The organism is Mesorhizobium humile (assembly GCF_033977215.1).
Lineage (GTDB): Bacteria > Pseudomonadota > Alphaproteobacteria > Rhizobiales > Rhizobiaceae > Mesorhizobium > Mesorhizobium humile.
The window spans coordinates 332,275-345,784 of the sequence record NZ_JAVIIV010000004.1; the positions used below are offsets into that span (position 1 = coordinate 332,275).

The window sequence follows — 13,510 nt, forward strand, 5'->3', positions numbered from 1 at the left end:
GTATGTCATGGCTGTCGAATTAGATTCCACACCGCAAGAGGCGTTTGGCGAAAGCCAAGACGACAGCCAATCTCCCCCGTTGCGGGGGAGATTGGCTGTGGCATCCGCCTTCGCCAAATTAGCTCCCGTCATATTTTCGTTGACCCTCCTCCTCACCGCCTGGGAGCTCTACGCTCGCCTGGGCGGCATCGCTCCCACCATGCTCCCAGCGCCCTCGCGGGTGCTGGCGCAAGCCTGGGAGAACCGCGCGGCACTGGCCGACAACACACTGCCCACCATCCGCGCCACGCTGGCGGGCTTTGCCTGCTCGCTCGCCGCCGCCTTCATCCTCTCGGCGCTGGTCGACTTCTTGGCTCCGCTGCGCCGCGCGCTGTTCCCGCTGTTGATCGCCAGCCAGACCTTGCCGCTGGTGGCGATCGCGCCGCTGGCGGTGCTGTGGTTCGGCTTCGGGCTGCTGCCGAAGATCCTGCTCGTGGCGCTGGTCACCTTCTTCCCGATGATGGTGGCGCTGGTCGAGGGCTATGCCGCCACGAGTCCGGAAATCAGCCAGATGCTCGCCGCCATGGGAGCAGGGCGCTGGCGCATTTTTTGGCTCGCCCGGTTGCCGTCGGCGCTGCCCTATTTCTTCGCCGGGTTGCGCATCTCAATCACCTATGCCGTGGTGGGCGCCATCTTCGCCGAATATGCGGGCGCCGCGAAGGGGCTGGGCATCTACATGCTCAGCGCCAAGAACAATTTCCGCCCCGACCTGGTGCTCGCCGCCGTAGCTCTCAGCTCGGCACTGACGCTGGCGCTCTTCGGTCTTGCCGTCCTCGTCCAGCGTCTTGCGATGCCTTGGGAAAATGCAGACGGCGAAAGGGCGCGTTACGTCGGCGGCGAGCCTGTCGGGAAGGGCCGGCCATGACAAGGCTCGAGCTCCGCAACGTGCAAAAAAGCTTCGGCGCGCTTAAGGTTCTGGCCGGCGTTTCGCTGCATGTTGCTGCGGGCGAGTTCGTCTCGATCCTCGGGCCATCTGGCGCCGGCAAGTCGACATTGTTCCAGTTGCTCACCGGCGCAATCCGGGGCGAGGGCGAGATGCGCTTCGACGGCGCGCCGCTCGATGGCGCCCGCTTCGCCTTCATGCCGCAGCGTGACGCGCTGATGCCGTGGCGGCGCGTCATCGACAATGCGACGCTGGGGCTCGAAGTGCAGGGCATGAAGCGCCGGGCCGCGCGGCGACGCGTGGCGCCTTTGTTCGCCGAGTTCGGCCTTGTCGGCTTCGAACATGCCTGGCCGGCCGAGCTGTCCGGCGGCATGCGCCAGCGCGCCGCGCTCCTGCGCACCGTCGTGCAGCAACGCGACATGCTGTTGCTTGACGAGCCCTTCGGCGCGCTCGATGCGCTGACCCGCGCGGCCATGCAGCGCTGGCTGGAGACGATGTGGCGAAACCATCGCTGGACGGCGCTGCTGATCACCCATGACGTGCGCGAAGCAGTGCTTCTGTCCGACCGAATCTATGTGCTGTCGGCGCGGCCCGCGCGCGTGGTGCGCGAAGTGGCCGTGCCGCTGCCGCGCCCGCGCACCGAGAGCGCGGTACTTGCCCGCGAGGCTGCGGCGATCGAGGCCGGCATCCTCGACACGCTGCTTGGCCAGCCCGATTCGAATTTCCGACCATGCGATGGAGAATTGAAATGACCGACCTGACCCGCCGCCAGGCGCTGTTTCTGGCCGCCGGCCTGCCCTTTGCCGGAGCCATCACGCCAGCCCGTGCCGCCGCCCTGCAAAAAATCACCGTCGCGCTCGACTGGACCGTCAACACCAACCACATCGGCCTGTTTGTCGCCCGCGACAAAGGCTTTTACCGCGATGCGGGCCTGGACGTTGAAATCCTGCCCTATGGCGATACGGGTTCGGGCACGCTGGTTGCCAACCGTGTCGCCGATTTCGGCATTTCCGGTTCGCTCGGCTTGTTCACGCAAAAGAGCGCCGGCGCCGACCTGAAGGCTGTCTATGCCGTTGTCCAGTCGGAGACCGGTCGTGTCGTCTTCAACGCCGATCGCTCCGCGATCAAAAGCCCGAAAAACCTCGACGGCCTGACTTATGGCGGCTTCGGCAGCGCCTGGGAAAACACGCTGCTGCAGACCATCATCCGCCACGACGGCGGCAAAGGCGATTTCTCGACCGTGACGCTGGGAACGTCCGCCTACGAGGCCTTGGCCAACGGCGCGGTCGATTTCACGCTGGAAGTCTCGACATGGGAAGGTGTCGAGGCGGAGCTGAAGGGTCTCAAGCAACGCACCTTCCGCTACGCCGATTACGGCGTGCCGGACGAGCACACCACGCTGATCGTCTCCAGCAATGCTTTTCTCGCGACCAATCCAAAGGCCGCCGCGGCCTTCGTGCAGGCGACGCGGCGTGGCTATGCATTCGCAGTCGATCAGGCAAAGGATGCAGGCGAGTTGCTGGTCGCCGCCAACAAGGACACGCTCACCAACCCCGCGCTGATCCAAGCCTCGCTGAAGGCGCTGAACGACGGCCACTTCCTGAAGGGCGCTAACGGCGCCATCGGCACCATGGACAAAGCCAAGATGGAAGCGATGGGCGGGTATTTGTTCGCCTCGGGAATACTGCTCGACGGCAACGGCAAGGCGCTCGCCATGCGGCCAGACTTTTCCACCTATTTCAGCGATGAATTCCTGGGATAGGGTTGAAGCCCCAGGAAGGCCGTCGGGCCTGACCAGCCGCGCCAGGGCACGCGCTGACGGGTTCGACCAGCCGTGCCGGCGTCCTGCAATCGAGGGATGAAGCCTTTGAAGGCCGGCACTAGAGCAATTCCAGGAAAAGTGCGTAGCGGTTTCCGTCCGGAATTGCGTAAAAACAAAGACTTAGAGCGGTTCGGCGATTCCGTGAAACGCTGAACCGCTCTAGCTTGCTGTTGTGCATGGCACTCGAAGCCCTTGCACTCTTGAGCGCCGGTTTTGGAGTAGCTGCCCCACTCCTTTGTCAGGTTGCCAGTCGGCCGGCCCTCTCATCGCCCGCTGCCCACGCCTCGCGCAGCAGGCCTTTTCACGGAAAATGTGGTGGCGGCCCGGCGCCGTCGCTGTTGGGGTATGAACGGGAGGCGCCGAGCCTAACCGGCAACGGGTAAGGGACACCGCGTTGCCGGCTAAGAATGGATTATGCGTAATCGCTAATATGCGAAGCATGCGATCGAACGAAAAATGCAGACTTTCGCGCCCTGGCTCGGGCGAATCCAGTGGGAATTTCGGGTAACCGTCGCGCGTCCGTGCCTTAGCTGTCCGCCTTCTTCCTGCGGCTGAACAACCGTCTCAGCCAGACCAGCGGCAGAAGCAGGATGAAGGCGCCCTTTTTCAACACCACCAGGGCGAGCGCGATGAGCCCTGCGCTGGCGGCGCCGCCATATTTGACGCCGAGCATGGTCGCCAGCACGCCCAGCGCGCCGTAGCCGGCGATCTTGTCGCCGCTGGAAAAATCAAAATAGGCCGCGCCGGCCTGCGGCTTGTAGGCGGCGGCCGACGCCGCGACGATCTTCTGCACGTCGTCGCTTGTCACGTTGCCGTTCACCGGCACGATCTTCATCGGAACATAGCCTTGCCGGTCGAAGATCGACATCGATATGTTGATCGTCCTCTCGCCGCCCCAGTTCAGGATGTTGGCGTAGTAGAGAATGTTCTTGGCCTTGTCGATTTGCGGATAGACAAGCCAGCCGTCGAAGCGGATCTCCTGTCCGGACCGCTCCGATTGCGCTTTCACCGATTCCTTGAAGGTGTCTTCGATCGAACTGATTTCCGCGCTGCAGTCGCTGCTATCCCAGTCCGCCAGGCTCACATAGCCGTCCGACACCGGCTTCTCGACGGTCAGATTGTCGATCTCCGGCGTGAAGCCGAAGATCAGCTGGTCGATCGTACCGCACTGGTCGCGGTCCCAGCCGAATTCCTTCACCACCAGATCGCAGCGGTCTTCCGGCTTCAGATAAAAGGCATCTCCGCCCGCCGGATTGATTGTGCCTCTCGCCGCACTCAAAGGCTGGGTAAAGCTCTGCGGATGATAGTTCGCATCCTCGGCACGCACGATGGCCGCCTGCGCCAGGAAACAGCCGCTCGCCACCACAATGAAAAACAGGTTTTCCCGGACCGATTTGTTCATGACCCCCTCCCGTAACGGGACCCAACCCCACCCAGCCGTGATCTAAGGGGATTTTGAAGGCAAGTACAAGTCTAAAAGTTCCCTTTTTGTTCTTCTGCAGGGTTGTGACGTTATTGCGACGCGACGCCCTAACCCTCACATATCGATCATCGAGCGCTTCACCCGCCCGATGATGGTGATCGCGCCCTCCAGCTCCGGCGGCGGGATGTCCATATAGGACGCCGGCTGGAACGGCGGATTGTCGTTCGGGCGGTAGCGCTTGTAGGTGGCGCGTCCCGACTCGTCCGAGATCACGTAGCAGCCATTGGTCACCAGCCGCTTGTCGCGCAAATTGACGAAGATGATCGAATCCGGCGGTGAGATCTTGTTCATCGACGGACCGTCGACGCGCAGCGCGATCCATTCACCCTCCTCGAGGTCGGCGGTGGGGATCGTCGGATAGTCGGAGAGGTTGACCACGCTGTCCTGGCTGCCGAGCTCGCCGGCGCTGATCCAGGACACGATCGGCACGTCGACGGTGACGGGCGAGGAGGCGAGGCTGACCGGTGCTGCTTCCGCACCATCCGCGTTGAACAAGAGCCAGCCGGGGTCGACGCCGAACAGCCGGCCGTATTTCTCCGCCGCTTTCCGGGACAATGGCCGGTTGCCGTTCTCGTGGCTGATCAGCGTGTTCTTGTTGATGTCGCGCAAGGCTCGCGCCGCATCGCTGGGCGAGGCATAGCCGGCCTGGGCGCGCGCCTGCTGCAATCTGTGCCGGGAATCCATCATCGTACAAAATGCCTGAAAATAGTCGTCCAAATTGTACGATTTCGCTTGCGCGCATTTCGTACATAACGTACGCTTAGCGCATGAATGAGCCTCCCGCAAGCATTTCCGCACTGCCCGTGATTCCGACGCTGTCCGCGAGCCTCCCAGGGCTGATAGGCGGCATGAACGCGCGTCCCTCGACGCATCAATTCCCATCGTCCGGACTGTCCTCCTCCCCGGTCCGGGCGCATTCCGGGGCGCTTGCCCCGGATCCGGTTGAACCGCCCGCACCCCGGTTCACCGGAACGGCCGGAGCCGTTCCTCCCCCGGCTCCGGCCCCCAATTCCGGCATAAGCTGTATCCGCACCGAGGACGGCACCGTCATCCTGTTCGACCGGATGACGGGCCGGGCGGTGTCGGGCCTGACGCGGGCCGCCGCCGAGGCCGCCCTTCTTCGACTGACCGGCGCGGCCTGACCCCTCAACGCTGATCTGACCACCAACGGCCTCGCGGCCGAACCCTGGCGCCTGGCCTGAAGCCGGGCGCTTCGCCCCAAGCGCTTCGCAATCAATGGAACGAGATGATGGCAGCCGCCTACACCGAGAAGGAAATCGACGAGATCGCCGCCTTGCTGAAGGAGGGGCTGTCGGCCTCGCGCATCGCCGGCCGCTTCAGCGCGCTGCGCGGCAGTCCGGTCTCGCGCAACGCCATCATCGGCATCGTCCACCGCAACGCCGGCTTAAGCGCCATCGGCTTCGCCAACCCCAAAGGCGGCCGTGCCGGCGGCAGGCCGAGGAAGCACACCCGGCCGGGTCGCCCCGGCCGGCGGGGCAGGATGGCCGCCGGAGGGGTGGCGCTGTCGGAGCCGACTGTGCTTTCGAGATACGCCGAGCTTGTAGAAGGCGCCAGCGCGGAAGCTGCCAATCTCCCCCCAAGCGGGGGAGATGCCCGTCAGGCCAGAGGGGGGCGCTGTCCCGCTGACGTATCCGCCTATGGCACCTCGGTGAGTCAGGACGTCGTCACCGTCCGCACCCCCACGCCAAAAAAGCCCAACGCTCGCAAGCCCGCGCGCACCTTGCCTCCGGCCTGGCTTGCCCCAGGCGAGCGCCAGAAATCCGAAGCACATCTCTACAAGCTCCCGGCGCCGCCGCCTCCGGTGAACCCCGGTCGCCAGCCGCATGTCGCGGCCATGCGCCTCCTCGACTGCCTGTTCGGCCGCTGTCGCGCGCCGCTCGATCTGGCGCTGCGCGAGGATGCCGAAGACGATCCCGTCGGCGCCCGCCCGGGACCGGATATGCTCTGCTGCGGCCTGCCGACGTCGGCCACGCGCTCCTACTGCGCGCACCACCATGCAAGGTTCCACGGCCACCGCGGAAGGTGAAGGTGAAGCCGGGCGAATTGCCTGGTGCCATTTCCTCCCCCGCAGAGCGGGGCGGCGCGGCGAAGCCGCGACGGAGCGGAAGACCGTCGCCGACAATCAATGACAGGCCAGCCGGACAGCGCCCTCCAACTTTCCAATCGCCATTTTACTGAGCAAGGACCCGCCCATGCCCCGCAAAGCCGCCAAGAAACCCCGGCCGCCAAAGCTTCCCAAGGGCGAGGCGGAGCAGGTGCGCATCCGCCGCGAGCTCGGCCATGACTTTGCGCTGAAAACCGACGCCTTCGGCCGCCAGCGCCTCACCCCGGACACGGCCGAGGCGCGCCGCGTCTACGAGGTGTCGAACGGCGGCTACACCTCCACCGGCGGCATCGTGCGCCTGCGCAATGTCGACCCGCTGGTCGGCATTACTTCGCTCAGCCGCCAGCAGCGCGAGGCAGGCGGGCGCTTCCGCGACGATTTCGAGCGCAGCCAGCGCGAAGGCCTGCAGCCGCAATCCTGGAGCGAGCGCATCGACAGCGGCCGGGTCGGCGGCGGCATCCCCGACCGCGTGCTGTCAGCCGGCCGGGCCTATGCACATGCAGCGTCGGCGCTGGGCCATTGGGAGGTGGCGGAGGTGGTACGAAAAATCTGCCTCGAAGGCCGGTCGGTGAAGGCCATCGCCGAGCGCACCGGCGACGGACGCGACGTGGTGGTAAAGTTGCTGAAGCTCGGGCTGGACCTGCTGGCGGTGCACTACGGGACGATGGGGAGGAAGGCAGGGTGAGCGTCACCACCTGTCAGCATCGTTTGAACCCTTCGCGCCGCCTGCCATTAACCCGGTATGGAAAAACGCGAGGACCAATCCATGCATATCATTCTGGGTGGCACTGGCCATGTCGGCTCGGCCGCGGCGGCGACGTTGCTGCGCCACGGCGAGGCGGTGACGGTGGTGACGCGCGATGCGGGCAAAGCGGCGCATCTCGTCGAACAGGGCGCCGAGGTGGCGGAGGTGGACGTGCGCGATGTAGAGGCGCTGCGCAAAGTGCTTAAGCGCGGCCGCCGCGCCTTCCTGCTCAACCCGCCTGCTGATCCTTCGACCGACACGGATACCCGGGAGCGCGAGACCGTGGCGGCTATCACCGCCGCGCTTGAAGGTTCGGGGCTGGAAAAGGTGGTGGCGGAATCGGCCTACGGCGCGCAGCCGGGCGAGGGCATCGGTGACCTGTCGGTGCTCTATGGCCTGGAGCAGAAGCTCGCGGCGCAAGCGCTTCCCGCCAGTATCATCCGCGCCGCCTATTACATGAGCAATTGGGATGGAGCGCTGGAGACGGCGCGGCGCGACGGCGTTGTCAACTCGTTCTTCCCGGCCGATTTCCAACTGCCCATGGTGGCGCCGCGCGATCTCGGCGAGGCAGCCGCGCGGCTGCTGCTGGAGCCGGTCGGGCAGACCGGTATTCATTATGTGGAAGGTCCCAGGCGCTATTCATGCGCCGACGTCGCGCGTGCTTTCGCGGAAGCGCTGGGCAGGGATGTGCGCCTGGTGTCGACGCCGCGCGAGCGGTGGGTGGAAGCGTATCGGCAGCTTGGTTTTTCCGAGGCAGCGGCCAAGGCTTATGCCCGCATGACCGCCGCCACGCTGGACGAGCCGGAGGAGCCTGAGAGGCCGGAGCGCGGCAAGATCAGCCTGGAAAACTATATCGCGGCCCTTGTGGGCAAGCAGAGCGCGCTTGCGATGTGAAAACAGACGCTTGGGGCGGGTAGGTGATCGAAGTTTGGGCTGGGGCGCGAGTCTGCTCAGCATCGGCGCTGCTCTCCATCCGCCCTTCTGGCACCTTCTCCCCGTAACTAGAGCAATTCCAGGAAAAGTGCGTAGCGGTTTTCCGTCCGGAATTGCGTAAAAACAAAGACTTAGAGCGGTTCGGCGATTCCGTGAAACGCTGAACCGCTCTAGGGCGAAGGATAGGGCGGGGCGCCCGGGGCAGCCATTTCTCCCCGTTCACTTCGCGGGGAGAGGTGCCCGGCAGGCAATGAGGGGCGGCGCCGACCTGCGAGACTTTGCGGGCGAGCCTCAAGCATCTTTCTTCGGCGGCTTCAAATCACCTTCGGGCGCCTTCTCCCACCCGAACACGCTCCGCCCGCCCAGCAGGTGCGATTGGTCCATCTCGCCGGCGACGATCTCCTTCAAACTCGGCCCCGTCACATACCGTTCCATCCGGCGTGACTCGCCGTCCAGCCGTCTGAGCGCTTCCAGCTCTTCGCCTCGCCCGAGCTTTGCCTTCCCCACCGCCGATTTCAGCACGCCGATCGTCTCGTCATAGACCTTCAGCGGCACGGGGAAGGGGTGGCGGTCCTTGCCGCCATGGGCGAGCGAGAAGCGGGCCGGGTCTGAGAAACGGTAGGGCGCGCCGTGCACCACTTCCGAGACCATGGCCAGCGCCCGCACCGTGCGCGGTCCGACGCCGGGGACCAGAAGCAGTTCGGGGAAATCCTTCGGGCCGCTTTCGATCGCCGAGGCGATGTTGCCGTGCAGGCGGCGCATGACGATGTCTGACTCGCGCACGTCGTGATGCGCCGGCATGACGAGGTTGGGCAACAGCGGCTGCGCGGCGGGCTCGGGTTCGGGTTGCGGCTCCAGCACGGCAAGCTCGGTCAGGATCTTTTCCGGGCTCATCGTCTTGAGCAGCTCGATCTGGCCGCCGCGGGCTTTTTCGGCGCGCCGGTCGGTGAGATTGACGATCTCGCCTTGCGCCGCGCCCTCGATCGCCGCATGCGGCTGGTCGACGAAGCTTGTGAGCCCCTCCGACAGCCAGTGGTAGCGGCGCGCCTGGCGGGCGTCGCCGTTCATGCCTTGCTGCACCACCACCCGGCGCCCGTCATCAGCGACGATGAAGCCGTGCAGATAGAGGTCGTAACCGTCCTGCACGGCGGCGCTGTCCACCTTGGCGACGAGGCGGCTGGCGGTGGCCAGAGCCTCGCCGTTGAGGCCGACACGGTCGCCGATGGCCAGCAACTCGCCTGGCGTCTTGCGCGAATGCGCGCCGCGCCCGCCGCAGACATGGACCCCGAGCTCGCCCGAGAGCGGGTTGAGCCCCCGCTTCAGCGCGCCGATGACCGAAGTGGTGATGCCCGACGAATGCCAGTCCATCCCCATCACGGCGCCGAAGGACTGGAACCAGAAGGGATGCGCCAGGCGCCGCAAAAGCTCGTCACGGCCGTAATGGTGGATGATGGCCTCGCATAGCACCGCGCCCAGGCGCGTCATGCGCTCGCCCAGCCACTTCGGGACCCGCCCGCCATGCAGCGGCAGATCGGCGCTGCCGCTTCGCTGCGTCACCCTTTGTTCTCCTCGGAGCTGGCGACTTAGATGGCATTTCAGCAGGGATTTGCAAGGCGTGGCAACTGCCGCTCTCCCCTTGTGGGGCTCCACAAAGGGAGATCAGCCCGTCGCCGGCCTCGTCAACGCCTGCCACCTAGTACCTGTAATAGTGCCGGTGGTGATGCCTGTGGTGGTGCCGGTAATGGTGGTAGTAATAATAGTGCCTATGGTGGTACCGGTGATGATAATAATAGTACCTGTGGTATCGGTAGTGCGGGTACACCATGTAGCTGGGATAATAGTCGTCATCGTAATAGTTGCGGTAGCCGCCGTAATACGGGCCGCCATAGAACGGATAGGGCTCGTAGCCGCCCATGCCGAGGCCGAAGAACACGTGGGCGTCTGCCGGCGCGACTGTAGCCACCGCCGACGCAACGGCGATTGCCGAGGCAAGTAGAAGCTTTTTCATGGCAACCTCCTCCTGAAGGTTCACATTAACAACGCTTTACAAGCGGAAAAGCTGCCAAGGGCTGTAGGCCTCGCGCGAAAATTACCGGGATGTGAAGCCGCGCCTGCTTCCGGCGGCGGATACGGCTAGCCGCAGACGCGCACTTCCCGCATGAACCTGTGGCCATGGCTGCTGGTTCTCACCGCTTCGATGCGGCAATGGCGGCGGGTGTGCACGACATTCGGCGGGGCGACATAGCTGCTGCCTTCGTTGCCGTAGGCTGGTCCGTAGCCGGGTCCGTCATCAAGATAGGAGCCGCCCCAATAGGAGCCATAGACCGGGGCATAGTTGTAGCTGTCGTAAAAATCGCCGAAGGGGCCATAGTCGAAATAACTGCCACCGAGGAATACGTTGCCAGCATTCGCCGGCGCGACGATGGCGACCGCCGAGGCGAGGGCGATGACCGAGGCAAACACAAGCTTTTTCATGGCAACCTCCTCCTGAAGGTTCACCCATGATAACGTGCGGGCACGCTGAAAAATTGCGCCGCCATGCGCAATCAGCAACATTTGAAGGCCACGTGAGCGCTCGATGCGGCCTACGGCAAACGGTAGCGCGGAGCGGACGAAAGCCGTTCCGCGCTATACCATGGCCCGTTTAGTAGCCGTTGTAGCCGTTACCGCAGATGCGCACTTCCTCCACCACGCGGTGGTGATGGCGCCAGTGGCTCACCAGTTCGGTCCGGCAATGATGGCGATGATGATAGCGCACCACATAGCCGCCATTGTCGTAGTCGTCATTGTAGACGTGCCGGTAATAGCGGTGCGGGTAATACCCGCCGTAGTCGTTGTAGTACCCGTCATCATAGCCCGGACCGATGCCGATACCGAGCTGCACGCTGCCGGCGCTGGCCGGCACGATCGCGAACGCCGAGGCGATGGCGATCATCGAAGCAAGCAGAAGCTTTTTCATCGCTGCCTCCTGTGTTGGACGCCCCTTCGACAAGACAAACGGTTTCAAGCCGTTCATGTTCCAGAAAACCCCGAGGTTGCTGCCCTCGGACAGGACCTGGACCAAGTCGCCGGCAGCCTGAACCGGCGCATTGCTTCCTCTCTGTAAAGTCATGGCCCCAGGGTATTTATTAGCGTATCTGCAACCGACCTGCCCTGGGAGCGTTGCACGCCGGCGAAATATCTCTGATCATTGCCAGGCAGCAGGGAGGCTCGATGGTGGCGGCCAATCGTCGGAATGGGGTGGGTGGCGCATCGGAGTCGCGGCTGGCGAGCCTGCTCGCCGCCTCCAGGGGCCACCCGCGCACGGTGCTGCCGACGGTGGCGAGCGTCGTCACCAGCGTCGCCGCGCTTTATTTCGGGCGCGAGGTCTTCCTGCCGATCGCTGTCGCCCTGCTCTTGACCTTCGCCATCGCGCCCGTCGTGTCCTGGCTGAAGCGCGCCGGCGTCCCGCGCATCGCGGCGGTCATCGCCAGCGTCGCCGGCGCGTTCGCCGCGCTGTCGCTGTTCACCTTCGTCGTCGCCACCCAGGTAAGCGACCTCGCGCAGAACATCCCGGTCTACCAGATCAACATCCTGACCAAGGTCCGCGCGTTGAAGGAAAACGGCCTCGGCGGCGGCATCATCTCGCGCCTCAGCGGCGTCATCGAGCGTGTCGGCCAGGAGATCGACCGGCAGGAACCGCAGTTGCCTTCGGCCGCCGAGGCGCCGAAGCGCGATCCGATCCCGGTCGAGGTCGTTTCGCATGAAAAGCCGCTCGAAGTGCTGCAGAACCTGATCGGGCCGCTGATCAGCCCGCTGGCTTCCGCCGGCCTGGTCATCATCGTTGTCATCTTCATGCTGATGGAGCGGGAGGATCTGCGCGACCGCTTCATCCGCCTCGTCGGCTATGGTGACCTCCATCGCACCACGCAGGCCCTGCAGGATGCCGGCAAGCGCGTCGGCCAGTACCTGCTGATGCAATTGGTGGTGAACATCATCTATGCCGTGCCCATCACCATAGGCCTCTGGGTGCTGGGCATCCCCAACGCGCTGCTCTGGGGCCTTTTGGCGCTGGCGCTGCGCTTCGTGCCCTATATCGGCCCGATCGTCGGTGCGCTGCTGCCGCTCTTCCTGGCTTTGGCCGTGGCGCCCGGCTGGTCGCTGCTCTTGTGGACCGCCGCGCTTTTCATCGTCGTCGAACTCGTCACCGGCAACGTCATCGAGCCGTGGCTTTATGGATCGCACACCGGCCTGTCGCCGCTTGCCATCATCGTGGCGGCGATCTTCTGGACCTGGCTATGGGGGCCGATCGGCCTGGTGCTGTCGACGCCGCTCACCGTCTGCTTGGTTGTGCTTGGCCGGCACGTGCCGCAATTCGAATTCCTCGACGTTTTGTTCGGCAATGAGCCGGTGCTGGAGCCGCATGCCCGGATGTATCAGCGGCTGCTTGCCGGCGACCCTGACGAGGCGACCGACCATGCCGAAGAAATACTTGAGGAAAAATACCTGTTCCAGTTCTATGACCAGGTCGCCATCCCGGCGCTCTTGCTTGGTGAGCAGGACCGTGGGCGCGGCGTGATGGATGACGAGCAGCGCAGGCAGGTCGCCGACAGCGCTATGACGCTCGTCGCCAATCTCGACGACAGCGCCCAGCAGGAGGCCGAGGAGGAAGAAACCGAACAGGCCCCCGCCGGCGAGAAGGCAACCGACAGGAAGGCAAGTGAGAAAAAAGCAAGTGAGAAAAAGGCGGGCGAGCCGGCCGAAGAGAGCGCCGACGAGGAAGATCTCGACCTGCCGGACGGCTCCGGCATCACCGTTCTCTGCAGCGGCGGGCGTGGCGAGCTCGACGATGCCGCCGCAGCCATGCTGGCGCAGGTGCTGGAAGTGCAGGGGACCTCGGTGTCGAAGGCGAGCTTCGCGGACCTTGAACCCTCGGCGATCCGCCGCCTCGACCTGGGGGCCACCGACGCCGTCGTCATCGGCTTCCTCAACCGCCAGTCCAGCCAGCACGCGCGCTTCATGGTGCGCAGGTTGAAGCGCATCAAGCCAAAGCTGCGCGTCGGCATCGTGTTCTGGTCGGAAGTCGGCAATGGCGATGGCGAGGCCGCGGCAGAGCTCGCCGGCACCCTCAACGCCGACTTCGTCGCCTTCGGCATGGTCGATGCCGTGACCGGCGCCCTGTCCAAAAGGGCCGCCGTCACGCTGAAACCAGCCCACCGCCGCCGTCAGCCGGCGCGTCGAAAGCAATTGCAGGCCGCGCAGTGAGGGCGGGGCGCCAGCCAGTTGGCATGACAGTGAAGAAAGAAAACTCGCCGAGCCTAACCCTAATGCCCAAGCCCACAGGCCCGGCGAGATTTAACCTGATCCCCCGATCAGGACCGGCGGGAGGACACCGGCAATCTCTTTATAGCAAGACGGATGCCAGTCCCGAAACGGGACAGCGATGCTCAATGCCGCAAGCTCTGCAGGATGTCCGTTAAGTGTTGCTAATGTGCTACAGC

At 64.6% G+C, this 13,510-nt stretch carries 14 protein-coding genes; 8 read left to right on the plus strand and 6 right to left on the minus strand.

The annotated features are described in order from the left end of the window. The first annotated feature begins 130 nt into the window (after positions 1–130). The 3 genes from RFM52_RS09470 to RFM52_RS09480 are packed head-to-tail and all read left to right on the plus strand — an operon-like array spanning position 131 to position 2,684. Positions 131–904, plus strand: coding sequence for an ABC transporter permease (locus tag RFM52_RS09470; RefSeq protein ID WP_320296392.1), 774 nt, complete (start codon positions 131–133; stop codon positions 902–904). After that, the gene (locus RFM52_RS09475; protein ID WP_320296042.1) at positions 901–1,674 is read left to right on the plus strand and encodes an ABC transporter ATP-binding protein; all 774 of its coding nucleotides are present in this window, start codon (positions 901–903) and stop codon (positions 1,672–1,674) included. The genes RFM52_RS09470 and RFM52_RS09475 overlap by 4 nt, the downstream gene beginning before the upstream one ends. Continuing rightward, on the plus strand, positions 1,671–2,684 hold the full coding sequence (locus tag RFM52_RS09480) for an ABC transporter substrate-binding protein (RefSeq protein ID WP_320296041.1): 1,014 nt from the start codon (positions 1,671–1,673) through the stop codon (positions 2,682–2,684). The genes RFM52_RS09475 and RFM52_RS09480 overlap by 4 nt, the downstream gene beginning before the upstream one ends. 586 nt (positions 2,685–3,270) lie before the next feature. Here the strand turns inward: RFM52_RS09480 and RFM52_RS09485 are convergent. Further along, positions 3,271–4,146: a DUF2167 domain-containing protein gene (locus tag RFM52_RS09485; protein ID WP_320296040.1), complete on the minus strand. Its 876-nt coding sequence runs from the start codon at positions 4,144–4,146 to the stop codon at positions 3,271–3,273. A 135-nt stretch (positions 4,147–4,281) separates the two neighbouring features. Beyond that, complete coding sequence (locus tag RFM52_RS09490; protein ID WP_320296039.1) at positions 4,282–4,914, minus strand: LexA family transcriptional regulator; 633 nt, start codon at positions 4,912–4,914, stop codon at positions 4,282–4,284. Between the two features lie 161 nt (positions 4,915–5,075). Here RFM52_RS09490 and RFM52_RS09495 point away from each other — a divergent pair, with 161 nt between their 5' ends. The 4 genes from RFM52_RS09495 (at position 5,076) to RFM52_RS09510 (ending at position 7,991) form a co-directional block, all read left to right on the plus strand. Next, the gene (locus RFM52_RS09495) at positions 5,076–5,369 is read left to right on the plus strand and encodes a hypothetical protein (protein WP_320296038.1); all 294 of its coding nucleotides are present in this window, start codon (positions 5,076–5,078) and stop codon (positions 5,367–5,369) included. 107 nt (positions 5,370–5,476) lie between these two features. Further along, complete coding sequence (locus RFM52_RS09500; RefSeq protein WP_320327843.1) at positions 5,477–6,274, plus strand: GcrA cell cycle regulator; 798 nt, start codon at positions 5,477–5,479, stop codon at positions 6,272–6,274. 166 nt (positions 6,275–6,440) lie between these two features. Next, a complete protein-coding gene (locus RFM52_RS09505) occupies positions 6,441–7,037 on the plus strand; it encodes a DUF6456 domain-containing protein (protein ID WP_320296036.1) in 597 nt (198 codons plus the stop codon). A gap of 81 nt (positions 7,038–7,118) precedes the next feature. Beyond that, on the plus strand, positions 7,119–7,991 hold the full coding sequence (locus tag RFM52_RS09510) for an NmrA family NAD(P)-binding protein (RefSeq protein ID WP_320296035.1): 873 nt from the start codon (positions 7,119–7,121) through the stop codon (positions 7,989–7,991). A 330-nt stretch (positions 7,992–8,321) separates the two neighbouring features. On the opposite strand, the gene RFM52_RS09515 is transcribed toward RFM52_RS09510, so the two are convergent. From RFM52_RS09515 to RFM52_RS09530, 4 genes are all read right to left on the minus strand, one after another. Then, positions 8,322–9,587 (minus strand): DUF763 domain-containing protein, encoded by a 1,266-nt coding sequence (locus RFM52_RS09515; protein ID WP_320296034.1) that lies wholly within the window; start codon positions 9,585–9,587, stop codon positions 8,322–8,324. 136 nt (positions 9,588–9,723) lie between these two features. Continuing rightward, on the minus strand, positions 9,724–10,038 hold the full coding sequence (locus RFM52_RS09520; protein ID WP_320296033.1) for a hypothetical protein: 315 nt from the start codon (positions 10,036–10,038) through the stop codon (positions 9,724–9,726). Between the two features lie 125 nt (positions 10,039–10,163). After that, the gene (locus tag RFM52_RS09525) at positions 10,164–10,505 is read right to left on the minus strand and encodes a hypothetical protein (protein WP_320296032.1); all 342 of its coding nucleotides are present in this window, start codon (positions 10,503–10,505) and stop codon (positions 10,164–10,166) included. 169 nt (positions 10,506–10,674) lie between these two features. Continuing rightward, the gene (locus RFM52_RS09530) at positions 10,675–10,989 is read right to left on the minus strand and encodes a hypothetical protein (protein WP_320296031.1); all 315 of its coding nucleotides are present in this window, start codon (positions 10,987–10,989) and stop codon (positions 10,675–10,677) included. Positions 10,990–11,243: 254 nt separating this feature from the next. On the opposite strand from RFM52_RS09530, the gene RFM52_RS09535 reads away from it, so the two are divergent. After that, positions 11,244–13,274 (plus strand): AI-2E family transporter, encoded by a 2,031-nt coding sequence (locus tag RFM52_RS09535; protein ID WP_430699258.1) that lies wholly within the window; start codon positions 11,244–11,246, stop codon positions 13,272–13,274. Positions 13,275–13,510 lie beyond the last annotated feature (236 nt).